Below are 24,613 nucleotides of genomic sequence, written 5' to 3'. Positions count from 1 at the left end.
GCACCGGCGGTACGGCCATGATCCTCACCGTCACCCCCAACCCCTCCCTGGACCGCACCTACGAGATCCCCGCGCTGGAACGCGGCGAGGTCATCCGGGCCGGCGGCGAACGCATGGACCCCGGCGGCAAGGGCGTGAACGTCTCCCGCGCCGTCGCGGCGGCCGGCCGGCGCACGGTCGCCGTGCTGCCGCTGGGCGGTGCGCCCGGCGCGCTCGTCGCCGAGCTGCTCGACGCGCAGGGCATCGAGGTCGCGCCGGTCCCGGTCGCCGGAGCCACCCGCTCCAACATCGCCCTCGCGGAGTCCGACGGAGTGCTCACCAAGATCAACGCGCCGGGTCCGCACCTCTCGCCCGCCGAACAGGAACTGCTCCTGGAGACGGTGCGCGAGCAGTCGCGCGATGCGGACTGGATCGCGTGCTGCGGCAGCCTGCCCCGCGGGCTCGCCCCGTCCTGGTACGCCGACGTGGTCGCCCGCGCGCACGCCGGCGGCGCCCGCATCGCGCTGGACACCTCGGGGCGCGCGCTCCAGGAAGCACTGCGCGAACGCCCGGACGTGGTCAAGCCGAACGCCGAGGAACTCGCGGAGGCCGTCGGACGCCCCCTGGCGACCGTCGGCGACGCGCTGAAGGCGGCCGAGGAACTGCGTGCCATGGGCGCACGCACCGTCCTCGCGAGCCTGGGCGCCGACGGCCAGCTCCTCGTGGAGGACGCCGGAGCCTGGTTCGCGAGCGCCCGGGTGGAGACCGTCCGCAGCAACGTCGGCGCCGGTGACTCCTCCCTGGCCGGATTCCTCGTCGCCGGCGGCAGCGGCCCCGAGGCCCTCGCCTCCGCCGTCGCGCACGGCGCCGCCGCCGTCCAGTTGCCCGGCAGCGTGATGCCCACCCCCGCCGACCTGGACCCCACGGCGGTGACCGTCACCGACCTCGTCCCCTTCGACCGCGAACTGACGGAGCCGGTGTCATGAACGCCTGTACGGCCCCGCACGCGGCGGCGCTCCTCCCCGGCGCTGTCCGCCGACCACCGGCCCACGAGCGGCGGGACGCGTCCTCGTTACTCGCCGCGCCGACGGGCCGCCGGGGCACCCTGAGCCGCCCCGGCGTCCCCGGGGGGCGGGGCTTCCCCGGTCCCGCCTCCCTTTCCCCTTCCGCCCCCCACGGCACCCCCGTCCCCAGAACCGCCCACCCCACGCCCTGGGCGATACGCGTGCAAAGGAGCCCGCGATGAGCGACATGATCACCGCGGACCTGGTCGATCTCGACCTGTCCGCCGACACCAAAGAGGCGGCGGCGCGCGCCCTCGCCGAGCGCATGGCCGCCCTGGGCCGGGTGACCGACCTGGAGGGCTTCCTCGCCGACGTGGCCGCCCGCGAGGCCCAGATGCCGACCGGCCTCGACGGCGGCATCGGCATCCCGCACTGCCGCAGCGCCCACGTCACCGAGCCGACGCTCGCCTTCGGACGCAGCGCCGCGGGCATCGACTTCGGTGCGGCGGACGGCCCGGCCGACCTGGTCTTCCTGATCGCGGCGCCGGCCGGTGCCGACGACGCCCACCTCACGATCCTGTCCGCACTGGCCCGGCAGCTGATGAACGGCGCGTTCACGGACGCGCTGCGGTCGGCGGACGACGCGGCGACGGCCGCGGCGCTGATCCGCGGCGACGAGACCCCCGCCGAGGCCGCGGCCGCCGGTGGCGCGGACGCCTCCCCGAACACCGCCGCGACGCCGGCGGCGGCCTCCGCCGGCGCCGCGGCGGCCCCCACGGCGGCCTCCGAGGCTCAGGGCGCCGACGCGGACCCGGCCGCCGGGCGGCCGTTCCGGATCGTCGCCGTCACTTCCTGCCCCACCGGTATCGCCCACACCTACATGGCGGCCGAGTCCCTGGAGAACGCGGGCCGCGAGGCGGGCGTCGAACTCGTCGTCGAGACCCAGGGCTCCGCCGGTTTCACCCGGCTCGACCCCGAGGTCGTCGCGGCGGCGGACGGCGTGATCTTCGCGCACGACGTGCCGGTGCGGGACAAGGACCGCTTCGCCGGGAAGCCGACCGTCGACGTCGGCGTGAAGGCGGGCATCAACCGCCCCGCCGAGCTGATCGGCGAGGTTCGCGAACGGGCCGCCCGCGGCGAGGTGACCTCCGGCGCCGCGCCGTCCACGCCCGTCGAACGCGCCGGGGACGCGAGCGAGGGCTACGGCACCAAGCTGCGCAAGTGGCTGATGTCCGGCGTGAGCTACATGGTCCCGTTCGTCGCGGCCGGCGGTCTGCTGATCGCCCTCGGCTTCGCGATCGGCGGCTACGAGATCAAGTCCGCGCCCTCGGTCATGACCCACTTCGTCTGGACCCAGAGCGACAGCTGGGCCGCCCTGCTCTTCCAGATCGGCGGCGTGGCCTTCGGCTTCCTGGTACCGGTGCTGGCCGGCTACATCGCCTACGGCATGGCGGACCGGCCCGGTCTGGTGCCCGGCTTCGTCGGCGGCATGATCGCGTCCACCATCAACGCGGGCTTCCTCGGCGGCCTGGTCGCCGGTCTGCTCGCCGGTGGTGTGGTGCTGGCGATCCAGAAGGTGAGGATCCCGGCGGCCGTCCGCGGCATCATGCCGGTGGTGGTGATCCCGCTGATCTCCTCCGCGATCGTCGGGTTCCTGATGTTCGTCGTCGTCGGCAAGCCCATCGCCTCCGCCCAGAAGGGCATGACGGACTGGCTGAACGGCCTGAGCGGCTCCAACGCCGTCCTGCTCGGCGCGCTGCTCGGCCTGATGATGTGCTTCGACCTCGGCGGCCCGGTCAACAAGGTCGCCTACACCTTCGCCACCGCCGGTATCGCCGTCTCCAACCCCAGCGACTCCGCGATGAAGATCATGGCGGCGGTCATGGCGGCCGGCATGGTCCCGCCGCTCGCGATGGCCCTGGCCACCACCGTGCGGGGCAGGCTCTTCACGGCGACCGAACGCGAGAACGGCAAGGCGGCCTGGGTGCTCGGCGCCTCCTTCATCTCCGAGGGCGCGATCCCGTTCGCGGCCGCCGACCCGCTGCGGGTCATCCCCTCCTCGATGGTCGGCGGCGCGCTCACCGGCGCCCTGTCGATGACCTTCGGCGCCACCCTGCGTGCCCCGCACGGCGGCATCTTCGTGGTCCCGCTGATCGGCAACCCGTTCCTCTACCTGATCGCCATCGCCGCCGGCGTCTGCGTCTCCACGGCTCTGGTCGTCGTCCTCAAGAGCCTGCGCAAGCCGGTCCCGCGGACCCCGGCGGACGGCTCCGCGACCGGCCCGGCCACCCCCGCGAAGGAGACCCAGCAGCCCGTCGCGGCCTGACGCCCGCGGCTTCTTGTCCCTTTGGTGTGCTGTGAGTTGTTCGCGGCACCTGCGAGATACGTCACGGTCCGGGCCGACGGCCCGGACCGTGGTGTGTACTGGGGTGTATGTCCGAGCATGTCGCGCCCCTCCAGCTGATCGGGGTGACCGCCCTCGTCCTGGCGACCGTCGTCTGGACGGTCGTCCTGGCCCGCGTGGTGCGTCACACCCGCCGTGGTGGCACCGCCGGGGGCCCTGGCCGTGTCCTTCCGGCCCGGTCGCACCGGTTCCTGACCGGTCCGCCGCAGGAAGCCGTCGAACTCACCCCGGCCGAACAGGACGCCTTCGCCGGCCTGGTGCGCCGACTCGGCGGCCGCTGACGCGAGGCAGCCTGCCGGGCCCCTCAGGACATCCGGGCCGCCCGCCGCTCCATGGCCTGCCGGGCCGCGCTCTCCGACGGATACACCTCGCACATGTGCCGGCCGTCCGGCGTCGCCGTGTGCTCGACCTCCCACAGGGACAGCTCCCGGCCGTCGCTCAGCAGGAACGCGTGCTCGTAGAGCGAGAAACTCAGGCCGGTACGGCCCGCCCGCCCCGGCCTCCCGAACGCCTGGGTGATCTGGTGCGCGAACGCCGTCTCCAGCGTGTGCGCCGTCTCCGGGTCCGGCCGGTCCGGGTTCTCCGCCCGGCGCAGCAGTCGGCGCGCGTGATCCGCCGAGTCGTCCGGCACGTACACGTGCCGGGGTTCGGGGACCGCCGCCAGCGTCATCAGCACCGGCAGCTCGAAGTCCGGGGTGTCCGGCGACAGCGGCAGCCGCGCCGTCGCGGCCCGCAGCTCCTCCTCGTCGACGTACACCTCGGCCTGCGGGTCGCTGCCCGGCGCGGTGTTGTGCACGAGTTCCCACAGAGTGACCGCCGAGCCGTCCGCGAGCAGCCAGGTGTGCCGGTAGGTCTCCCGGTGCAGCCCCGCGCTGTGGTGCGCGGAGTGCAGCGAACTGTCGTGCGCCAGCGCGCAGTCCAGTTGCCTCACGGCCTCGTCGGGCAGTTCGAAGGAGTTCAGGGCACGGCCGAGGAGCCGCGCGAGATGCTCCTCCGGAGACTCGGGCGACTCGGCTGGTTCGTACGCTGCCGTCTCGTACGGAACGCTCAAGGTTTCTCCCGGCGTTGCTGCATGTCACCTTGTGGGTGCATACCGTAGCCCCTCGGTCGGACATCATGTCCGGGAACCGAGAAAACGTACGCCGGGAAAACACCCGGGCCGCGCGAAAAGTTCCCGCGCGACCCGTCGATCCGTCAAAACCGGCCGGTCAGACCGCGCTTCCGGCGGTCCACTCGTTCCACGACAGATTCCATCCGTTGAGCCCGTTGTCCGGCTGCACGGTCTTGTCGGGGGAGTTCTTCACGATCACGACGTCCCCGATGAGCGAGTTGTCGTAGAACCACTTGGCGGTCGTGGCGCCCTGCGCGCCCTGTGCGTCCGCGAGCCCCACGCAGCCGTGGCTGGTGCCCTCCCGGCCGAACGGCGGGTTGCCCTTGTTGTACCAGTAGTTCCCGTGGATGAACGTACCCGACTGGGTCAGACGCATCGCGTGCGGCACGTCCGGGATGTCGTACTCGCCGCCGAGGCCGACCGTCTGGCTGTTCATCCGGGTCTGGGTGAACTTCTCGGAGATCACCATCTGGCCGTTGTACGTCGTGTGCTGCGGGCTGCCCGTGGACACCGGCACCGACTTGAGCGTGGCGCCGTCCCGGACCACCGTCATGGTCTGCGTGTTCACGTCCACCGTGGAGACCTGCGCACGCCCGACGGTGAAGGTCACCGTCTTCTTCTGCACCCCGTAGACGCCGTTCGCGCCCTGGACCCCGTCCAGGTCGATCTTCATCGTGACCTTGGAGCCGGCCTTCCAGTACTCCTGCGGCCGGAAGTCCAGCCGCTGCGCGCCGAACCAGTGCCCCACCACCTGCTGGCCGCTGCTGGACGTGACCGTGATGTGCGACTGCACGGCCTTCTTGTCGCTGATGGCCTTGTCGAAGGTGAAGGACACCGGCATCCCGACACCGACCGTCGTCCCGTCGTCGGGCGTGTACGTCCCGATGAAGCTGTTCGAGGAATTGACGGTGGTGAAGATGGAGTTGGCCGCCGCCGTGAGTCCCTTGGAGTCCTTGGCGGTCGCCGATATCTCGTACTTCGTGCCGCGCTCCAGCTGCTCCTTCGGCTTCCACGTGCCGCCGTCCGCCGAGAGGGTGCCGTCCACGGCCTGCCCCGACCCCGCCACGGTCATCTTCACGACCGTCAGCCTGCCGCCGCTGACCCGCACGCCGGTCGTGTTGATGGACGCGCCGGTCGACCCGTCCTTCGCCGAGATCGCGATCTTCGCGGCCGACGTCCTGGCCGCTCTGTCCGGATCGCCCTTGCTGTCATTGCTCTTGGCGCTGGCGTTGCCGCCGCACCCGGTCAGGGCGAGGGCGCCGACCATCAGGGCGGCACAGGCCCCCAGTCCGCGCCGCGCTGCAATGTCCGGCCTTGTCACGGGCTGCTCCCAGTTCGTGTGATGTGCGTGTTCCGCTCCGATGCGTGGAGAGAGAGGGTGCCGGGGCGGGTCCGGGTTCCGCCGAACGGCCGGGAACCCCATCACGTGACAGAACCGGGACAATCAGCGAGGGCGCGGGTGTCCGGCACGCCCCCGGCCGCGGTCATCGCGGCCCGTACAACTCCTGGTAGGACGGCCATGCTCCACCCGGTCCCGCCACCGGCTCGGCGGCCCGTACGGCGCGCACGAGGGCGCGCGTGACCAGATCCGCGCCGGCCGCCAGGATCTCGTTGAGCGCGAGCGGACCGGTGCCGAGCGGGCGGTCACCGGTCGCCAGCGCGAACACCGTGTCCCCGTCGTGCAGCAGGTGCACCGGCCGTACGGCGCGCGCGATGCCGTCGTGTGCCGTCCCGGCCAGCTTCTGCGCCTGCGCCTTGGAGAGGTCGGCGTCGGTCGCCACCACCGCGAGGGTGGTGTTGAGCGGCGGGAGCCCGTTGGCGGCGGCGGCCTCCGCGAGCCGTCGGTGCGCGGCCTCCTGCACCCGCTCCTCGGGATACCGCACGCGTCCCTCGTACAACTCCCCGTACAGCACGCCCGTGCCGGGATCCAGCACCGCGCCCGCGGCGTTGGCCACCACCAGCGCGGCCACCGTGATCCCGGACTCCAGCACCGTGCTCGCGCTGCCCACTCCGCCCTTCAGCGCCCCGGCCACGGCTCCCGTCCCGGCCCCCACGCAGCCCTCCCGCACCGGCGCCCCGGCCTCGCTCGCCGCGGCCTCCTCGACGGCCGCGCGCCCCATGGCCGCGTCCGGACGGGCCCGGAAGTCCCCGCCGCGGCCGAGGTCGAAGACGCTGGCGGCGGGCACCACCGGCACGACGTGCGCGGGATCCGCCCCCACCCGCACCCCGCGTCCCCGCTCCTCCAGCCAGGCCATCACCCCGGACGCCGCGTCCAGCCCGTAGGCGCTGCCGCCGGTGAGCACGATCGCCTCCACCCGCTGGACCAGGTTGCGCGGGTCGAGCGCGTCCGTCTCCTTGGTGCCCGGGCCGCCGCCGCGCACATCCACCGCGGCGACCGCGCCGCCCACGGGTGCGAGGACCACCGTCGTCCCGGTGAGCCAGCCGCCGCCGCTGCGGGACGCGTGTCCCACCCGTACTCCGGCCACGTCCGTCAACGCGTCAACTGTCATGCCCGTCAGTCTGGCCCAGGACGCCCCGCTCCCGGAGCGTCAGGAGGCGCCCGGGGTCGCCTCCGTCGGGTGTCCCGCCGCGGCCGTACGGGCCGTCAGAATCGTCCCGGTCGCCACCGCCAGCGCGCACACCGCACCCGCCGCCGGCACCGCCCAGTCGCCCAGGAAGGTGCAGCAGAGCACCAGCAGCGACGTCACCGGCAGCACCGACTGCTGGGCCACGCCGACCTTGAAGTACCGCGAGTGCAGTCCCCACACGGTCAGCAGGTACAGCGCCGTCGGCACGGTCACGGCCGCCGAGGCGGACGCCGTCGAGATGTGCGCCGCGCCGACCGCCTGTTCCACGGCCACCTCCAGGCCCGCGCCGATCGAGGCCGCCGACGCGAAGATCACGTAGTGGCCGTAACCCCACAGGAAGGACTGCCGGTTGGAGCGCAGATGGCCGTGGATGGGCACCACGAAGTAGATCCACCACGCGGAGAAGACGATCAGCAGACCGCCCGCGGCGATCGGCAGCAGTTCGGCGAGCGCGTCGTGCTCGGCCAGGGCCGACTTCACCGCGACGGTCGCCGCCGCGATGGTCTCCCCGAGCACGATGATCGTGAACAGGCCGAAGCGTTCGGCGATGTGGTGCGGATGCCACGAGGTGGTGTGCCGCCGCTCCGCGTACAGCGGCACGCACATCTCCACGATCACCATCGCCAGGTACAGCCAGGCGCGCGCGTCCTGCGGCAGCAGCACCAGGCCCGCCCAGCCGACCTGGCACAGCAGCACGCCGCCCGCGTACCGGAGCGCCATCGTGCGTTCGGGGCCCTCCGCCGACCGCGCGGCCCTCAGCCACTGGGCGGCCATCGCCACCCGCATGATCACGTACCCGAGCCACACCGCCGTGTAGTCGTGGTCGGCGAAGCCCCGCGAGACACCGGCCGCCAGCACCAGGACACCGGCGATCTGGACCAGGGTGACGATCCGGTAGAGCGCGTCGTCGTTGTCGTACGCCGAGGCGAACCAGCTGAAGTTCATCCACGCCCACCAGATGGCGAAGAAGAGCATCGCGTAGTTCAGCACGCCCTGGCCCGCGTGCCCCTCGGCGATCGCGTGCACCAGCTCGCCGCCCGCCTGCGAGATGGCCACCACGAAACACAGGTCGAAGAAGAGCTCCAGCGGCGAGGCCACGCGGTGGGCTTCGTGGCGCCCGCGCGCGGTGAGCGGGCGCAGCGGCCGGAGGTGCGGGGGTGCGCCCTGGGAAGCGGGCGCCGGAGCGGAACTCGACGTCATGCGTCCAGCACAGCAGAAAAGGATCCCGAAAGCTTGTGGGGGTGATCACGCAGGGCGGGGGAGCGGAGGCGGCGGCCGGTGCGCCCGGCCCGCAGCCGTACCCTTGAGCCATGACCACCGCCGCCCCCGAGCCCGAGCCGCGCGACCCGAAGGCCGCGCTGATCTTCGACGACCCGCTGGACCGGCAGTCCTCGGACGACACGGACGGCGGCTGGGGCGAGCGGCCGGCGGGGGACTCCGCGGCCGACCTCAAACGCTTCCTCGACGAGAAGCCGCCCCACCACCTCTGAACCGCCCGCGGCGGCGTGGCTAGCGCCAGTCCTGCCCGGGAGCGCCGCCGCCCCGCGCGGTCCCGCCGCCGTTCTGACCGGCGACGCGCTGCGCGACCAGGGCGTCGCGGATCTCCTTGAGGACCTCCAGCTCGGTCACCTCGACGACCTCGTGCGTGCCCTCGCGCGCCTTCCGGCGGGCCTCCAGCCGTGCCAGGTACTTCGCCATCGGCAGGACCATCAGGAAGTACACGACAGCGGCGGTGATCACGAAGCTCAGGGTGGCTCCGAGGACGGATCCCCACATGATCGGGATGCCCGTCTTCACCGAACCGTCCGCGTTTAGCGTGCACGGATCCTTCAGGCACGAGCTGTAGCTGTCGAGGTTCTTCGTGCCGATCGCGCCCACCAGCGGGTTGATGAGCCCCTTCACCACCGAGTTCACGATGTTGGTGAAGGCGGCGCCGATGACCACCGCGACCGCCAGGTCGACGACGTTGCCGCGCATCAGGAAGGCCTTGAAGCCGTGCCAGATGCCCGGTTCCTTCTTCTTGATCACCTAGGGGACTCTCCTCGCATGCACAGGGTGGGGAACAAAGCGCTCCGCAACCTACGTCACCATGCGGCCATCCTGCCCAACGGGTTCGCTCGAACGAGAGACTTGACAGGATTCGGCCAAGAAATCTCCCCAGCATGGTCAGCACATCGTCACCGCCAGCCGTGCCGTGGCGCTCGCGCCGACCAGCCCGGCCGCCAGCTTGTGCGGAACCGAGAGCACGACCAGCGCCCCGCTCTCCGCGGCGCCCTCGGCCGCCTCCGGCAGCTCCGTCACCCGGACCCCGCGCGCGATCACCCGGGCCGTCCCGCCCGTCGCGGGGTCCCCGGCGGCCACGACGTCCACCCGGTCGCCGGGACGCAGCAGGCGGACCGTGGCGGCGTCGGCGATGCGCACCGGCGCCGTCACCATGTCCACGGGCGGCGCGTGCCGCCGTACCGGCTGGGTGGCCGGGTGTTTCCGGGACCGCTCGGCGCGCGGCGGATCGGTGGCGGCCCCGGGCCCGGCCGCGACCAGCGCGGCCGCCGTGACCGCCAGGCCGGCCGCCAGGGCCCGCCTGCGGTGCCGCAGCAGCCGCCCCAGCCGACGGCTCGCACCTCCCACCCGCACCGGGTCGAAGTGCGGGACCTCGCAGGTGGCGGGGGCGTCCGTGCCCAGCGGGCGCGGGACACGCAGAGGCGCAGGGACGGCCGGTGCGGGAGGCGGAAGCGGAAAGGCGGGCGAGGACGGCGAGGAGGGCGAGGACGGCGAGGACGGCGAGGAGGGCGAGGAGGACGGAGGGACGGACATGCGGATCACCACCTGCGACGAGGAATCGGCTTGCACGGCCACGATGAGGCCGTGCGCCGGAACGCGCCGGAGCCTGTGGGTCACCCACGGGCTGTGGACAACTCCGCCACCCGAACGAGGAGTTCCGCCCCTGCGGCGGCGGACCCCGGACCGCTACGGCAGCGGGAACCCCGGGTCCATGCCGCCGAGCGCGCTCGTGCACAGGCAGTCCCGGTCCGCGGTGTCCGGCAGGGCCGCCACCGCGTCGAACAGCACGCCCCGCAGCCGGTCCACGTTGGCCGCGAACACTCGCAGGACCTCGTCGTGGGAGACGCCCTCGCCGGTCTCGGCGCCCGCGTCCAGGTCCGTGACCAGCGTCAGCGACGTGTAGCAGAGTTCCAGTTCACGGGCGAGCGCCGCTTCGGGATGGCCGGTCATGCCCACCACGGACCAGCCCTGCGCCTGGTGCCACAGCGACTCGGCGCGGGTCGAGAACCGCGGGCCCTCGACCACGACCAGCGTGCCCCCGTCCACCGGCTCCCAGTCCCGGCCGCGCGCGGCCTTGAGCGCCGCGGTCCGCCCGGTGGGGCAGTAGGGGTCGGCCACCGACACGTGCACCACGTTCGGCACGGTGCCGTCGGGCAGCGGCAGGCCGTCGAAGTACGACTGCGCCCGGGACTTCGTCCGGTCCACCAGCTGGTCCGGCACGAGGAGCGTGCCCGGTCCGTACTCGGGGCGCAGACCGCCCACCGCGCACGGGCCGAGCACCTGGCGCACACCGACGGAGCGCAGGGCCCAGAGGTTGGCCCGGTAGTTGATGCGGTGCGGCGGCAGATGGTGGCCGCGTCCGTGGCGGGGCAGGAAGGCGACCCGGCGGCCGGCGATCTCGCCGAGGAAGAGGGAGTCGCTGGGCGGCCCGTAGGGCGTGTCGACCTGGATCTCGGTCACGTCGTCCAGGAAGGAGTAGAAGCCGGAGCCACCGATTACGCCGATCTCTGCGTTCACCATGCTCAGCACAGTAGCGGGCCGTCGCGGCGGGCCGGACCCGGTGTCCGGGAACGCCTAGGACCCCGCCGTCGCTGGGACGGCGGGGTCCTGGGAAGGTCTCTCAGGCGGCGGAGGTGCTCGCCGAGCCGGAGGACGTCGAGCCCGAGGAGGACGTGCTCGACGACGAGGTCGAGGACGACTTCGTGTCGGACGACGTGCTCGACGAGCCGGAGCCCGACGGCTTCGACGCGGGGCTGCTGCTCGACGACGAGCCGCGGCTGTCGTTGCGGTAGAAACCAGAGCCCTTGAAGACAATGCCGACGGCGGAGAACACCTTCTTCAGGCGGCCACCGCAGTTGGGGCACTCGGTCAGGGCGTTGTCGGTGAACTTCTGCACCGCCTCGAGGCCCTCGCCGCACTCGGTGCACTGGTACTGATAGGTCGGCACTGTCTTCCTCCTGGCACTCTCACTCGATGAGTGCTAACGACGGTCCATAGTGACGTATTCCCGGGGATCAGTCCACCGTCACCGGCACGCGGTGACCGACGCCACGTGCGACCGTACGGTTCCGAGGCCGGGTGACGAGCCGCGAGCGCAGGGCCAGAAGGGTCACCAGCGCGAGCACCGTGCCCGCCATCGGCACCAGGAAACCGGCGCCGCCCCACAGGCGGTCCTCCAGCTGCCCGGCGACCGTGACGGCGGCCGCCTGGCCGAGCGCGACCGCGCCGGTCAGCCAGGTGAAGGCCTCGGTGCGGGCACCGGCCGGGACCAGGCTCTCGACCAGCGTGTAGCCGGTGATCAGCGCGGGCGCGATGCACATGCCGACCAGCAGTCCGAGGCCGGCCAGCACGAGCACGGAGTGGGACGTCCACAGCGCCGACGCGGTGAGCGCGAGCGCCGTGTAGCCGACGACCAGACGGCGGTGGGGCGCGGCCTTCCAGGCGATCGCGCCGCAGACGACGCCGGAGAGCATGTTGCCCGCGGCGAAGGTGCCGTACAGGACGCCGTTGAGGCCGGGCTCGCCGATCGACTCGGTGAACGCGGCGAGCGAGACCTGCATGCCGCCGAAGACCGATCCGATGCCGAGGAAGGCGGCCACCAGCACCCGTACGCCCGGGACGCGGAGCGCGGAGGCGTGCCGCACGCGCGCGTGGCCGGCGCCGGTGACCTGCGGCTGGGTGCTCTTCCGCGCCGCGAAGAGGAGACCGCCGACCAGGGTCAGCGCGGCCTCGGTGACCAGGCCCGCGGCCGGGGTCACGGTGGTGCACAGGGCGGTCGCGAGCAGCGGGCCGAAGACGAAGGTCAGCTCGTCCGTGACGGACTCGAAGGCGGCGGCGGTGGACATGAGGGGCGAGTCCTGGAGCCGCACGCCCCAGCGGGCGCGCACCATGGGGCCGATCTGCGGCACCGAGGCCCCGGTCGGCACCGCGGCCACGAACAGCGCCCACAGGGGCGCGTGCGCCAGCGCGAGCGCCGTGAAGGCGAGGCCCGACACGGTGTGGACCAGCACGCCGGGGATCAGTACCGCGCGCTGCCCGTGGCGGTCGGCGAGGCGGCCGCTGTACGGGGCGAACAGGGCCATGGAGACCCCGGTGACCGCGGCGGCGGCGCCGGCGGCCCCGTACGAGCCGGTCGTGTGCTGTACGAGGAGCACGATCGAGATGGTGAGCATCGCGAACGGCTGGCGCGCCGCGAATCCGGGGAGCAGGAACGTCCAGGCGCCGCGGGTGCGCAGCAGTTGTCCGTATCCCGGGCGGTGCGGCGTCGCCGCGTTCTCCGACGGCTCGGTGGTGACCGTGGATTCCACGGCCCGTGCCTTTCTGCCGCCTGGTAGCGCGGCCCCTTCGGATAGGGGGGCGTCGCCGAGAGCTGTCCTCTTGCGCGGAACTGCGGTAGATACCGGCGTCCACAGGGAGGAGCGATCCGGCCGCCATACGGTCGCGCCAGCTCTGCGTCAGGCAGAGTTGGTTCGATCAGGGTGCTTTCATCCTACAGGGCCGGACCCCTCTGACACCTGTGAAAACGGGCACCACGAGGGGCGTTCACCTGGGATTGGCCAGGGTGTGAATCATCGGAAACACGCCCTTAACGCGCCCCGGACCCGGTCCCCGCTCCCGTCGTGCCGTTCGTGCCCAGCCAGCTCGCCAGCTTGCCGCCGCGCGCGACCGCGCGCAGCCGGCGCTCGGTCGCGTCGCGCACCGGGTCGGTGGCGACCACGAGGAGTTCGTCCCCGCGCCGCAGCTCCGTCGTGGGCAGCGGCACGAACGATTTTCCGTCGCGGACGACCAGGGTGACGGCCGCGCCCGCGGGCAGCCGCAGCTCGTTGACCTCGACGCCGTGCATCCGTGACCCCTTCGGGATCGAGACGGACAGCAGGTGCCCGCGCAGCCGTTCCAGCGGCGCGGACTCGATGCCGAGGTCGGCCGCGTCCTGCTCGTCGCCGAGCCGCAGCTTGCGGGCCAGCCAGGGCAGGGTCGGCCCCTGGACGAGCGTGTAGACGACGACCAGGACGAAGACGATGTTGAAGATCCGGTGGCTGGTGTCGACGCCGTTCACCATCGGGATCGTCGCCAGGATGATGGGGACGGCGCCGCGCAGGCCGGCCCAGGACATCAGGATCTGCTCGCCCCAGGGCACCCGGAACGGCGCGAGGCTGATGATCACGCTCAGTGGCCGGGCGACCATGGTCAGGGCGAGGCCGATGATCAGGGCCGGCCAGACGTCGTCACCGAGTTCGTGCGGGGTGACGAGCAGGCCGAGCAGGACGAACATGCCGATCTGGGCGATCCAGCCGAGCCCCTCGGCGAACCCGCGCGTGGCCGGCCAGTGCGGCAGCCTGGCGTTGCCGAGCACCATGGCGGCGAGGTAGACGGCGAGGAACCCGCTGCCGTGCGCCAGCGCGCCGGCGGCGTACGCGGTCACCGCGATGGCCATCACGGCGATCGGGTAGAGGCCGGAGGCGGGCAGCGCCACGTGCCGCAGGCCCCAGGAGCCGAGCCAGCCGACCGCGAGGCCCATGGCCGCGCCGATGGCCAGTTCCAGCGCTATCTCGCCCACCAGGACGTACCAGTGCGCGACCGGGCCGGCGGTGGAGAAGGCGACGACCAGGATGACCACCGGGGCGTCGTTGAAGCCGGATTCCGCCTCCAGGGTGCCCGTCACGCGCGCGGGCAGCGGAATGCGCCGGAGCACGGAGAACACCGCCGCCGCGTCCGTGGAGGAGACCACCGCCCCGATGATGAGCGCCTGCCGCCACTCCAGCCCCACCAGATAGTGCGCGCCGGCCGCCGTGATCCCGACGCTCACGCCGACCCCGACCAGGGCCAGCACGGACGCCGAGGCGAGGACCGGTCGGACCTCCTTCCACTTCGTGCCGAGACCGCCCTCGGCCAGGATCACGACCAGGGCCGCGTATCCGATGACCTGGGTCAGTTCGGCGTTGTCGAAGCGGACGTCGCCGATGCCGTCCTGGCCCATGAGGACGCCGATCCCCAGGTACACGAGCAGGCTGGGGAGCCCGCTGCGCGAGGAGATCCGGACCGCCGCCACGGCGACGAGGAGGACCAGCGAGCAGACGAGCAGGAGCTGGTTGAGGTGCTGGACAGTCAGTGGCGGTTCCCTTCCTCGGCTCGCGCGCGGGCGACGCGAAAGCTCACGTACAGGACCGAGGCTGCGGTGCTCCGCGCCCAAGTACTTCGTTACCTTACCTAACTCTTGACGCTTTCTTGACGTTCGGCGAGGCAGGATCGAACGCCCGCGCCCGCCGGTTCCCGACACCGCGTCAAGGCGCGTCAGGCCCTGCGCCTATGGTTGCTCCAGCACTCCAGGACCGCCTGCCGCTCGCGTTAGGACAGCAAGGACAGCGATGCCCCCCAACACCACCGCCACATCGGGTGACAAGCCTGGCAAGTCCGGCAGGAAGAAGGGGCGCAGGGCGCGCCTGATCGTCCTGGTGCTCGTCCTCGCCATCGTCGGGGGCGTCGCCTACGGGGCGTACTGGTCGATCAGCACGGTCCGCGCGTCGTTCCCGCAGACCAAGGGTTCGCTCACGCTCAAGGGCCTGTCCGGGCCCGTGACCGTGAAGCGGGACGGCAACGGGATCCCGCAGGTCTACGCCTCGTCCGACCAGGACCTGTTCATGGCGCAGGGCTACGTGCAGGCGCAGGACCGGTTCTACGAGATGGACGTGCGCCGCCACATGACGTCCGGACGGCTGTCCGAGATGTTCGGCAAGGGCCAGGTGAAGAACGACGAGTTCCTGCGCACCCTGGGCTGGGACCGGGTGGCCAAGCAGGAGTACGACACCAAGCTGTCGGACTCGACCAAGAAGTACCTCCAGGCCTACTCCGAGGGGGTCAACGCCTACCTCCAGGGCAAGGACGGCAAGGACATCTCCCTGGAGTACGCGGCCCTCGGGTTCGTCAACGACTACAGGCCCGAGCAGTGGACGCCGGTCGACTCGATCTCCTGGCTCAAGGCGATGGCCTGGGACCTGCGCGGCAACATGCAGGACGAGATCGACCGCGCCCTGATGACCAGCCGCCTGGACGCGCAGCAGATCAAGGACCTCTACCCGGACTACCCGTACAGCCGGAACAAGGCGATCGTCCAAGAGGGCCAGTACGACGACATCACCAAGGCGTTCGGGCAGAGCGGTTCGACGGGCGGCTCCACCAGCGCCACCGGGACCTCCACGGCCGCCGGGGGCACCTCGTCCTCGTCGACCACCGGTTCGGCGCTGACGAGCCAGCTGGCGGGCCTCTACAACGTCCTGGACGACGTGCCGACCGCCGTCGGGGTGAACGGGCAGGGCATCGGCTCCAACTCCTGGGTCGTCGCGGGCAAGTACACGATCACCGGCAAGCCGCTGCTCGCCAACGACCCGCACCTGTCGGCCTCGCTGCCGTCCGTCTGGTACCAGATGGGCCTGCACTGCACGACGGTCTCCAGCAAGTGCCAGTACGACGTCACCGGGTACACCTTCGCCGGCATGCCCGGTGTGGTCATCGGCCACAACGCGGACATCGCGTGGGGCATGACCAACTCCGGTGTCGACGTCACCGACCTCTACCTGGAGAAGCTCTCCGGCGACGGCTACCAGTACGACGGCGGGACCAAGCCCTTCACGACCCGCACGGAGACCATCAAGGTCGCCGGCGGCGCGTCGAAGAAGATCGTCGTACGCCAGACCGCCGACGGGATGCCGCTGCTGTCCGACCGCGACGACGAACTCGTCCAGGTCGGCAAGAAGGCCTCCGTCGCCAACGCCGCCCCCGACCGCGGCGACGGCTACGGCGTCGCGCTGAAGTGGACCGCCCTCCAACCGGGCACCACCATGGACGCCGTCTTCGCCCTGGACAAGGCGTCCGACTGGACCGGCTTCCGGGCCGCGGCCGCCCAGTTCGACGTGCCCTCGCAGAACCTGATCTACGCCGACACCAAGAACCACATCGGCTACACGCTGCCCGGCAAGATCCCCACCCGCTCGTCGGCCGACGACGGCTCCGTCCCGGCGCCCGGCTGGGACTCCAAGTACCGGTGGACCGGCTACATCAAGCAGGACGAGCTGCCCTACGAGTACGACCCGGCGCGCGGCTACATCGTCACCGCCAACCAGGCCGTGGTCGACAAGGACAAGTACCCCTACACGCTCACCACGGACTGGGGCTACGGCACCCGCAGCCAGCGCATCACCGACCTGATCGAGTCGAAGATCAAGGACGGCGGCAAGATCTCCACCGACGACATGCGCCAGATGCAGCTGGACAACAGCAGTGAGATCGCCAAGCTGCTGGTGCCCAGGCTGCTGAAGATCGACCTCGACGACAAGGACGTCCGCGAGGCGCAGAAGCTCCTGGAGGGCTGGGACTACACCCAGGACTCCGACTCCGCGGCCGCCGCGTACTTCAACTCGGTCTGGCGCAACATCCTCAAGCTCGCCTTCGGCAACAAGCTGCCCAAGGAGCTGCGGGTCAAGGGCCAGTGCCTGTGGGTCGAGAGGGCCGACAGCACCGGCCCGGTGGACGACGACACCAAGGTCCGCGAGTGCGGCGAGCGGGCCGCCGACCAGGCCCAGCCGGACGGCGGCGACCGCTGGTTCGAGGTGGTCCGCAACCTCATGGACAAGCCGGACAGCGACTGGTGGAAGACGCCGGCCGGAGCGGGCGACCGCCCCAAGGCCGACACCATGGACCAGCTGTTCCAGCGCGCCATGATCGACGCCCGCTGGGAGCTGACCGCCAAGCTCGGCAAGGACATCGACACCTGGAGCTGGGGCCGGCTGCACCGCCTGTTCCTGAAGAACCAGACCCTCGGCACCGACGGCCCGGCCGCCGTCAAGTACGTCCTCAACCGCGGCCCCTGGAAGCTCAGCGGCGGCGAGGCCACCGTCAACGCGACCGGCTGGAACGCGGCGGGCGGCTACGGCGTGGTCTGGGTGCCGTCCATGCGGATGGTGGTCAACCTCGCCGACCTCGACAAGTCGAAGTGGATCAACCTGACCGGGGCCTCCGGCCACGCCTTCAGCGCCCACTACACCGACCAGACGGGCAAGTGGGCGGCGGGCGAACTGCTCCCGTGGTCGTTCTCGGACAAGGCGGTCGACAAGAGCACCGGTGACACGCTCGTCCTCAAGCCCTGAGGCGGACGCCCGCGTCCCGGCGAAGGCGGCCCTCCACGCGCGCGTGGAGGGCCGCCGCGCTCGGCGGGTCCACGGGGCCGTCTCAGGAGCCGGTGAACCGGCGCGCGCCCGAAGGCGTCACCACCGCCCGCACCGGCCGGTCGTGCGCCTCCGCGGGCACGTGCGTGACGACCTCCGTGTCGTACAGCAGCACCACGAGCGCCGGGTGGGCGTCCGCGCGCTCCAGACGGGCCAGGACGCGGTCGTAGGACCCGCCGCCGCGGCCCAGCCGCATCCCGCGCGCGTCGACGGCGAGGCCCGGCAGCAGGACGACGTCGGCGCCCAGCACGGCGTCCGGGCCGAGGAGTTCACCGGAAGGTTCGAACAGCTCCATCTTCCCGCCGTGCCGGACCCGGGCGAGGGAGTCCGCCCCGGCGTACGTCCCCCAGTCCAGGTCGTTGTCGGGCAGGAGCGCCGGGAGCAGGACGCGGACACCCCGCCCGAGCAGCGCGTCCAGCAGGGTGCGGGTGCCCGGCTCGGTTCCCACGGAGACGTACGCCGCCACCGTGCGTGCCCGTGCCAGCTCCGGCAGTTCCAGAGCGTGTCCGGCCAGCGCCGCGGCCCATTTTTCGACGACATCCGTCGTCAACCTGTTCCTCACCCCCAGGAATTCTCGCCGCAACGTTCGCTTGTCAGTCTCGCCCCCGGGCTGATCGTGCTGCACTGGTCGTCCCCGCATCCTCTCTAATGTGCTCATATGCGTGCCAATTGCCCGGAGCCTCAGAATCTTCGCAAAGGCACCGGATAAGGTTGCGGACATGACTCAGTCGCACCCCAGGATCAGCAAGGCTGTCATTCCCGCGGCAGGCCTCGGCACCCGGTTCCTGCCGGCCACCAAGGCCACTCCCAAGGAGATGCTGCCGGTCGTCGACAAGCCGGCGATCCAGTACGTGGTCGAGGAGGCCGTGTCGGCGGGGCTCGACGACGTCCTCATGATCACCGGACGCAACAAGCGTCCCCTGGAAGACCACTTCGACCGCAACTACGAGCTGGAGTCGGCGCTTCAGAAGAAGGGCGACGCCGGCCGGCTCGCCAAGGTCCAGGAGTCCAGCGACCTGGCCACGATGCACTACGTCCGCCAGGGCGACCCCAGGGGCCTGGGCCACGCCGTGCTCTGCGCCGCCCCGCACGTCGGCCACGAGCCCTTCGCCGTCCTGCTCGGCGACGACCTGATCGACCCGCGCGACCCGCTGCTCCAGCGCATGATCGAGGTCCAGGAACAGTACGGCGGCAGCGTGATCGCGCTCATGGAGGTCGACCCCGAGCAGATCCACCTCTACGGCTGCGCCGCGGTGGAGACCACCGTCGACGGCGACGTCGTCAGGGTGACCGGCCTGGTCGAGAAGCCGGATCCGGCGGACGCCCCGTCCGGCTACGCCATCATCGGCCGCTACGTCCTCGACCCGCACGTCTTCGACATACTGCGGCGCACCGAACCGGGCCGCGGCGGCGAGATCCAGCTCACCGACGCCCTCCAGCAGCTCGCCGAGGCCTACTCGTCGGCGGCCACCGCCGAGGAGCGGGTCGGCGGTCCCGTCCACGGTGTCGTCTTCAAGGGCCGCCGCTATGACACCGGCGACCGCGGCGACTATCTGCGTGCCATTGTCAGGCTCGCGTGCGAACGTGAAGACCTGGGCCCGGACTTCCGGACCTGGCTTCGCAGTTACGTAGCCGAGGAGATGCAGCAGAGTTGAGCACCGCCGCGACCCGCCCCGCCGGCCCGGACCACCTGTGGTCGGTGGACGAGCACCTGGAGGACGTCCTCACCACCATCCGCCCCCTGGACCCCATCGAACTGCAGCTCCTCGACGCCCAGGGCTGCGTCCTGGTCGAGGACGTCATGGTGCCGCTGTCGCTGCCGCCGTTCGACAACAGCTCCATGGACGGATACGCGGTGCGGGTCGCGGACGTGGCGGGCGCGAGCGAGGAGTTCCCGGCCGTCCTGGAGGTCGTCGGGGACGTCGCGGCGGGCGCGGCCGAGCTGACCCCGGTGGGCCCCGGCCAGGCGGCCCGCATCATGACCGGCGCCCCGCTGCCGCCCGGCGCGGAGGCCGTCGTCCCCGTGGAGTGGACCGACGGCGGGCTCGGCGAGGGGCCGGTCGCCGGGATGCGGGCGCGCAGCCTCGCGCCCGAGGGCGCCGAAGGGCACGTGCGCGTGCACCGGCCGGCCGAGGCACGCGCACACGTACGCGCGCGGGGCAGCGACGTGAAGGCGGGCGACCTCGCCCTGGAGGCCGGCACCGTACTCGGGTCGCCGCAGATCGCGCTGCTCGCCGCCATCGGCCGCGGCACGGCCCGCGTGCGCCCGCGCCCGCGCGTGGTCGTCGTCTCCACCGGCAGCGAACTCGTCCAGCCCGACGAGGAACTCGGCAGCGGCCAGATCTACGACTCCAACAGCTTCGCCCTGACCGCCGCGGCCCGGGACGCGGGCGCCATCGCCTACCGGGTGGGCGCCGTCGAGGACGACGCCGACACGCTCCGCGCCACCATCGAGGACCAGCTCGTGCGCGCCGACCTGATGGTCACCACCGGCGGGGTCAGCGTCGGGGCGTACGACGTCGTCAAGGAGGCGCTGGCGCACGTCGGCGACGCGGACGAGGCCGGCGGCGGCGTCGACTTCCGCAAGCTCGCCATGCAGCCGGGCAAGCCCCAGGGCTTCGGCTCCATCGGCCCCGACCACACGCCGCTGCTCGCCCTGCCCGGCAACCCGGTGTCGTCGTACGTCTCCTTCGAGCTGTTCGTCCGCCCCGCCATCCGCACCCTGATGGGCCTCCCTGACGTGCACCGGCCCCGGGCGAGGGCGACCCTCAGGGCCGACCGGGCGCTCGGCTCGCCCAAGGGGCGCAGGCAGTTCCTGCGCGGCGCGTACGCCGACGGCGAGGTGACCGCCGTGGGCGGCTCCGGTTCGCATCTGATCGCCGCGCTGGCCCACGCCGACGCCCTGATCGTCGTCCCCGAGGACACGGAGTCCGTCGAGCCCGGCAGCGAGGTCGAGGTCGTCCTGCTCGGCTGACCGGCGCGCCCGCCTCCGCCCCGGGCGGTCCTGCCCGGCCGTCCGCGCCGCCTTGGCGGTACCGTGTCGCGCACAGCAGGCCCGAGCGCCGCACCGCGACGGGCCAGGACCGGGAGCGCCACACAGCATGACTGAGCCTTCCCGGGGGGAGACCCCCGGACGCCCTGCGCCAGACCGCCTCACCCACATCGACGAGGCGGGCGCCGCCCGCATGGTCGACGTGTCCGGCAAGGAGGTGACCGCGCGCACCGCCCGAGCCAGCGGACGCGTCCTCGTCTCGCCCCGCGTGATCGAGCTGCTGCGGGGTGAGGGCGTCCCCAAGGGCGACGCCCTCGCCACCGCGCGCATCGCGGGCATCATGGGTGCCAAACGCACCCCGGACCTGATCCCGCTGTGCCACCCCTTGTCGGTCTCCGGTGTGAAACTGGATCTGTCGGTCGCGGAGGACGCGGTGGAGATCCTGGCCACCGTGAGGACGACGGACCGCACGGGCGTCGAGATGGAGGCGCTCACCGCGGTCTCCGTCGCCGCGCTCACCGTGATCGACATGGTCAAGGCGGTCGACAAGGGAGCGGTCATCACGGACGTACGCGTGGAGGAGAAGACGGGCGGCAAGTCGGGCGACTGGAGCCGGTCGTGAACGCCGGGCCGTCCGCCGGCGGTGCGCCCTACCGTGCGCTGGTGGTGACCGCCTCCAACCGGGCCGCCGCCGGCGTCTACGAGGACAGGGGCGGGCCGCTGGTCGCGGCCGGTCTGGCGGGTCTCGGTTTCGCCGTGGACGGGCCGCGGGTCGTCTCCGACGGGGATCCGGTGGCCGCCGCCCTGCGCGAGGCCGTCGCGGCCGGGTACGACGTCGTCGTCACCACCGGCGGCACCGGCATCTCGCCCACCGACCGGACGCCGGAGGCGACCCGCGCGGTGATCGACCACGAGGTGCCGGGCATCGCCGAGGCCGTCCGCGCCTTCGGACGGGAGAAGGTGCCCACCGCCGCGCTCTCCCGCGGGCTGGCCGGGGTGGCGGGCCGCACACTGATCGTCAACCTTCCGGGGTCCACCGGCGGGGTACGGGACGGCCTGGCCGTCCTGGAACCGCTGCTGGCACACGCCGTCGACCAGATCAGGGGCGGCGACCACCCCAGACCCAGTACCGGGGGTGCGAGCTGAACAGCCCATCCTGGCCCGTCGTGCTGGTGGACGGCGACATCGTCCTGCGGCCGATAAAGGTGCGCGACCAGCGGGCCTGGCGCGAGGTCAACCGGCGCAACCGCGACTGGCTGCGGCCCTGGGAGGCGACCATCCCGCCGCCCACCCCCAGCGGGCCGATAACGCACCGGCCGACCTACCGGCAGATGGTCCGGCACCTGCGCTCGGAGGCGAACGCGGGCCGCATGCTGCCGTTCGTCATCGAGTACGAGGGGCGCCTGGTCGGGCAGTTGACGGTCGCCGGGATCACCTGGGGGTCGATGTGCTCGGGGCACGTCGGCTACTGGGTGGACCGGTCGGTGGCCGGTCGCGGGGTGATGCCGACGGCCGTGGCGCTCGTCGTGGACCACTGTTTCCGCTCGGTCGGCCTGCACCGCGTCGAAGTCTGCATTCGCCCCGAGAACCGGCCCAGCCGCCGGGTCGTGGAGAAACTCGGATTCCGCGAGGAGGGGCTGCGACCGCGTTATCTGCACATCGACGGAGCATGGCGCGATCACCTCGTCTTCGCGCTCACCGCGGAAGAGGTGCCCGAAGGGTTGCTCAACCGCTGGCGGCGGGAACGCTCAAGGAGCGGGTCGCCGAAGGGGCCGGGCTCTCCCAACCTGCCCTGGAATCCGCAGAACACTCCAGGGAATCCGGGCTAGCCCGGAAATGGAATGCGTGTTCGAAATTGATCGCCTGGTGACCGTCTCGGCGCATTGAATTCACGCCTCCGGTGGCCCGCTGATCGCATCGGTCACAAAAAAAGTTCGAAATATCAGCCAGATCGTGCGACACACCGGCGCAATTGGCAGATGGCCCCACGCAAACCCCTCTACCGTGTGAGGCGTGAGCAGCAGCGGCCTCATCTACGCAGTCATTGTCGGGGCCTGGGCCGCCTACTTGGTGCCGATGTGGCTCCGTAGGCAGGACGAGCTGAACGAGGCCCGTCCGACGGAACGCTTCAGCACCGCCATCCGGCTGCTGTCCGGACGGGCGGGGATGGAGCGCCGGTACGCCAAGGACCTGCGGGCGCGCTCCGCCCCCGAGGGGGAGCAGGACGCCGGCGATCCGGACGTCGTCACCGATTCGGTGGACGTCCGGGCCTTCGCCATGCCTCCGACCCGCCGTCAGGTCCGGGCGGACGCGGAGCCGGAGACGCCCGGGCGCCAGGAACCCGCACGCGACCACGCGGTCCCCCCGACGGCCAAGTCGCCTTCCGCACCGGCCCGTCCGGCCGGCGCCACGCCGGCCCCGGCCTCCGCATCCGCGCCCGCACGCAAGCGGGTCACGGACGCCCAGCGCGCCAGCTCGGCGCAGGCGGCCGCGGCGCGGGCCCGGCGCACGAAGGCGCTGGCACGCCGTCGGCGCACCACGGTGCTGCTCTTCGTCGCGTTCACGATGGGCGCGATCGTCGCCGCCGTCGGCGGGCTGGCGTTCCTGTGGGCGCCCGGTGTGCCCGCCGTCACGCTCAGCGGCTACATCGCCTACCTGCGCACGCAGGAACGGCGGCGCTTCGCCTACCAGATGGACCGGCGCCAGGCCGAGGCCGCCGCCCAGCGGCTGCGGGAACGCCAGCCGCGGCGGCGCGCGCCCCTCGACCCCGGCGCGGTGGCCGGCGAACCGGACGAGGGACCAGCGGTCGAGACCGACCCCGGCCTGTCCGCGCTCGCCGCCGACCGGCGCGCCCTCGTCGAGCAGACCGACCACGCCGAATGGGTCGACCAGCAGCGCGAGCGGCAGCGGCGGCCCGGGCAGGGCGACAGCTGGGACCCGGTGCCGGTGCCTCTGCCGACGTACGTGACCGCACCGGTCGCGCCGCGCGCCACCTCCGACGTCGATCTCGGCGCACCGGACGCCTGGAGTTCGGCGCGGTCCAGCTCCGTCACGCCGGAGCAGGAGTGCGCTCCGGTGCCGGCGGAGGCCGAGGCCGAGGCGGAGGAGCAGGCCGCCGAGGACAGGCCGGCGGACGGCCGGACGGACGCGCGCCGGGCGGCCTCCGCGCGGCGGGCCCGGGAACGCGGCCGCACGCCGCTGTTCGACCAGTACGAGGACGGCGAGCGGCCGCTCGCGGCCAACGAGTGACCCGGGGAAGGGACGGGGTCCCTCCCGGGACCCCGTCCCTGACCAGTCAGGGAACGGATTTCCAAGCACCCCGACGGGGATGCTAGAGTTTCACTCGTTGCAAGGGCCTGTGGCGCAGTCTGGTAGCGCACCTCGTTCGCATCGAGGGGGTCTGGGGTTCAAATCCCCACAGGTCCACTGCACGAAGAGATCCCGGCGATCATCACGATCGCCGGGATCTCTGCCGTTTCCGGAATTCCCCGGCCCGCGATCCGGCGGGCGCCGGAAGGCGAGTTGAGGCAGCCGGATGTGACGCGGATTACAAGTCCGCCTGCAGGGGCTTCGCGTAGCAGCGGCTCGACTCGTAGTGGCGGTAGTAGCCGAACTTCACGCACGGCTCGTAGCCGCTGGAGGTGTACAGGGCGATGGCCTCCGGCTGCTTGGTGCCGGTCTCCAGGACCATGCGGCGGCGCCCGGCCGCGCGGGCGTCGTCCTCCAGGGCGGTGAGCAGACGGCGGGCCAGGCCCCGGCCGCGCATCCCCTCGACGACGAACATGCGCTTGAGTTCGGCGTCGCCGTCCTCGTTCCCCTCGCCGTTCTCGTCCTGGCTGCGCCAGCCGCCGGTGGCCACGGGGCGGTCGGACTCGTCGTACGCGATCAGGTAGACGCCGTTCGGCGGTGCGAAGTCGGCCGCGTCGAGCGCGGTGGCGTCGCCGCCGTCGCCGTAGCGCACGTGGTACTCGGCCTGGACCTCGTCGTTGAGCTTGACGGCGTCGGGGTGATCGAAGGGAACGGGACGTATATTCAT

Annotated in this window: 23 protein-coding genes and 1 tRNA gene; 12 read left to right on the top strand and 12 right to left on the bottom strand. The window is 72.1% G+C overall.

Annotated features, from left to right (window positions below):
- Positions 1–17: 17 nt before the first annotated feature.
- From pfkB to ACIRQ9_RS15440, 3 genes are all read left to right on the top strand, one after another.
- A complete protein-coding gene (pfkB, locus tag ACIRQ9_RS15450) occupies positions 18–965 on the top strand; it encodes a 1-phosphofructokinase (protein ID WP_404172475.1) in 948 nt (315 codons plus the stop codon).
- A gap of 256 nt (positions 966–1,221) precedes the next feature.
- Positions 1,222–3,309 (top strand): fructose-specific PTS transporter subunit EIIC, encoded by a 2,088-nt coding sequence (locus tag ACIRQ9_RS15445; RefSeq protein WP_404172242.1) that lies wholly within the window; start codon positions 1,222–1,224, stop codon positions 3,307–3,309.
- A 107-nt stretch (positions 3,310–3,416) separates the two neighbouring features.
- Complete coding sequence (locus ACIRQ9_RS15440) at positions 3,417–3,668, top strand: hypothetical protein (protein WP_404172239.1); 252 nt, start codon at positions 3,417–3,419, stop codon at positions 3,666–3,668.
- 23 nt (positions 3,669–3,691) lie between these two features.
- Here the strand turns inward: ACIRQ9_RS15440 and ACIRQ9_RS15435 are convergent, their stop codons facing one another.
- From ACIRQ9_RS15435 to ACIRQ9_RS15420, 4 genes are all read right to left on the bottom strand, one after another.
- On the bottom strand, positions 3,692–4,438 hold the full coding sequence (locus ACIRQ9_RS15435; protein WP_404172236.1) for a DUF6227 family protein: 747 nt from the start codon (positions 4,436–4,438) through the stop codon (positions 3,692–3,694).
- A gap of 157 nt (positions 4,439–4,595) precedes the next feature.
- Positions 4,596–5,819, bottom strand: coding sequence for an Ig-like domain-containing protein (locus tag ACIRQ9_RS15430; RefSeq protein WP_404172233.1), 1,224 nt, complete (start codon positions 5,817–5,819; stop codon positions 4,596–4,598).
- A 163-nt stretch (positions 5,820–5,982) separates the two neighbouring features.
- Entirely contained in the window at positions 5,983–7,008 is a 1,026-nt protein-coding gene (locus ACIRQ9_RS15425; RefSeq protein ID WP_404172230.1) for a P1 family peptidase, read from the bottom strand.
- Positions 7,009–7,047: 39 nt separating this feature from the next.
- Positions 7,048–8,286 carry a low temperature requirement protein A gene (locus ACIRQ9_RS15420; protein ID WP_404172227.1) on the bottom strand — a complete coding sequence of 413 codons (1,239 nt, stop codon included), beginning with the start codon at positions 8,284–8,286 and terminating at the stop codon, positions 7,048–7,050.
- A gap of 110 nt (positions 8,287–8,396) precedes the next feature.
- Here ACIRQ9_RS15420 and ACIRQ9_RS15415 point away from each other — a divergent pair, with 110 nt between their 5' ends.
- Positions 8,397–8,576, top strand: a complete 180-nt coding sequence (locus ACIRQ9_RS15415) for a hypothetical protein (protein ID WP_351321116.1) — start codon at positions 8,397–8,399, stop codon at positions 8,574–8,576.
- A 19-nt stretch (positions 8,577–8,595) separates the two neighbouring features.
- Here the strand turns inward: ACIRQ9_RS15415 and mscL are convergent, their stop codons facing one another.
- The 6 genes from mscL to ACIRQ9_RS15385 form a co-directional block, all read right to left on the bottom strand.
- Positions 8,596–9,114, bottom strand: a complete 519-nt coding sequence (gene mscL, locus ACIRQ9_RS15410; RefSeq protein WP_404172224.1) for a large conductance mechanosensitive channel protein MscL — start codon at positions 9,112–9,114, stop codon at positions 8,596–8,598.
- A 138-nt stretch (positions 9,115–9,252) separates the two neighbouring features.
- On the bottom strand, positions 9,253–9,900 hold the full coding sequence (locus ACIRQ9_RS15405; RefSeq protein ID WP_404172221.1) for a hypothetical protein: 648 nt from the start codon (positions 9,898–9,900) through the stop codon (positions 9,253–9,255).
- Between the two features lie 153 nt (positions 9,901–10,053).
- Positions 10,054–10,887, bottom strand: coding sequence for an S-methyl-5'-thioadenosine phosphorylase (locus ACIRQ9_RS15400; RefSeq protein ID WP_404172218.1), 834 nt, complete (start codon positions 10,885–10,887; stop codon positions 10,054–10,056).
- 100 nt (positions 10,888–10,987) lie between these two features.
- Positions 10,988–11,314 carry an FmdB family zinc ribbon protein gene (locus tag ACIRQ9_RS15395; protein ID WP_404172215.1) on the bottom strand — a complete coding sequence of 109 codons (327 nt, stop codon included), beginning with the start codon at positions 11,312–11,314 and terminating at the stop codon, positions 10,988–10,990.
- Positions 11,315–11,381: 67 nt separating this feature from the next.
- Positions 11,382–12,674 carry an MFS transporter gene (locus ACIRQ9_RS15390; protein WP_404172212.1) on the bottom strand — a complete coding sequence of 431 codons (1,293 nt, stop codon included), beginning with the start codon at positions 12,672–12,674 and terminating at the stop codon, positions 11,382–11,384.
- Positions 12,675–12,952: 278 nt separating this feature from the next.
- Positions 12,953–14,557 (bottom strand): potassium/proton antiporter, encoded by a 1,605-nt coding sequence (locus ACIRQ9_RS15385; protein ID WP_404172209.1) that lies wholly within the window; start codon positions 14,555–14,557, stop codon positions 12,953–12,955.
- A gap of 175 nt (positions 14,558–14,732) precedes the next feature.
- Here ACIRQ9_RS15385 and ACIRQ9_RS15380 point away from each other — a divergent pair, with 175 nt between their 5' ends.
- Positions 14,733–17,507 (top strand): penicillin acylase family protein, encoded by a 2,775-nt coding sequence (locus tag ACIRQ9_RS15380; RefSeq protein ID WP_404172207.1) that lies wholly within the window; start codon positions 14,733–14,735, stop codon positions 17,505–17,507.
- An 82-nt stretch (positions 17,508–17,589) separates the two neighbouring features.
- On the opposite strand, the gene ACIRQ9_RS15375 is transcribed toward ACIRQ9_RS15380, so the two are convergent.
- Positions 17,590–18,225 (bottom strand): 5-formyltetrahydrofolate cyclo-ligase, encoded by a 636-nt coding sequence (locus ACIRQ9_RS15375; protein WP_404172204.1) that lies wholly within the window; start codon positions 18,223–18,225, stop codon positions 17,590–17,592.
- 79 nt (positions 18,226–18,304) lie between these two features.
- Here ACIRQ9_RS15375 and galU point away from each other — a divergent pair, with 79 nt between their 5' ends.
- The 7 genes from galU to ACIRQ9_RS15340 all read left to right on the top strand — a co-directional run bounded on the left by galU (position 18,305) and on the right by ACIRQ9_RS15340 (position 24,003).
- Complete coding sequence (gene galU / locus ACIRQ9_RS15370) at positions 18,305–19,240, top strand: UTP--glucose-1-phosphate uridylyltransferase GalU (RefSeq protein WP_404172201.1); 936 nt, start codon at positions 18,305–18,307, stop codon at positions 19,238–19,240.
- Positions 19,237–20,559, top strand: a complete 1,323-nt coding sequence (glp, locus tag ACIRQ9_RS15365; protein WP_404172198.1) for a gephyrin-like molybdotransferase Glp — start codon at positions 19,237–19,239, stop codon at positions 20,557–20,559. Before galU ends, glp begins: the two co-directional genes overlap by 4 nt.
- 127 nt (positions 20,560–20,686) lie before the next feature.
- Positions 20,687–21,199 (top strand): cyclic pyranopterin monophosphate synthase MoaC, encoded by a 513-nt coding sequence (moaC, locus tag ACIRQ9_RS15360; protein WP_351321094.1) that lies wholly within the window; start codon positions 20,687–20,689, stop codon positions 21,197–21,199.
- Positions 21,196–21,723 (top strand): molybdenum cofactor biosynthesis protein B, encoded by a 528-nt coding sequence (locus ACIRQ9_RS15355; protein WP_404172194.1) that lies wholly within the window; start codon positions 21,196–21,198, stop codon positions 21,721–21,723. The genes moaC and ACIRQ9_RS15355 overlap by 4 nt, the downstream gene beginning before the upstream one ends.
- A 20-nt stretch (positions 21,724–21,743) precedes the next feature.
- Positions 21,744–22,406 carry a GNAT family N-acetyltransferase gene (locus ACIRQ9_RS15350; protein WP_404172191.1) on the top strand — a complete coding sequence of 221 codons (663 nt, stop codon included), beginning with the start codon at positions 21,744–21,746 and terminating at the stop codon, positions 22,404–22,406.
- Positions 22,407–22,590: 184 nt separating this feature from the next.
- Positions 22,591–23,826 carry a gephyrin-like molybdotransferase receptor GlpR gene (gene glpR / locus ACIRQ9_RS15345; RefSeq protein WP_404172188.1) on the top strand — a complete coding sequence of 412 codons (1,236 nt, stop codon included), beginning with the start codon at positions 22,591–22,593 and terminating at the stop codon, positions 23,824–23,826.
- 103 nt (positions 23,827–23,929) lie between these two features.
- Positions 23,930–24,003 (top strand) — tRNA-Ala (locus ACIRQ9_RS15340).
- Positions 24,004–24,124: 121 nt separating this feature from the next.
- On the opposite strand, the gene ACIRQ9_RS15335 is transcribed toward ACIRQ9_RS15340, so the two are convergent.
- Positions 24,125–24,613, bottom strand: coding sequence for a GNAT family N-acetyltransferase (locus ACIRQ9_RS15335; RefSeq protein WP_404172185.1), 489 nt, complete (start codon positions 24,611–24,613; stop codon positions 24,125–24,127).

This window comes from Streptomyces sp. NPDC101237 (assembly GCF_044767465.1).
Classification (GTDB): domain Bacteria; phylum Actinomycetota; class Actinomycetes; order Streptomycetales; family Streptomycetaceae; genus Streptomyces; species Streptomyces gramineus.
The sequence above is the reverse complement of the archived record's forward strand: the minus strand, read 5'-3'. Positions and strand labels throughout refer to the sequence as shown.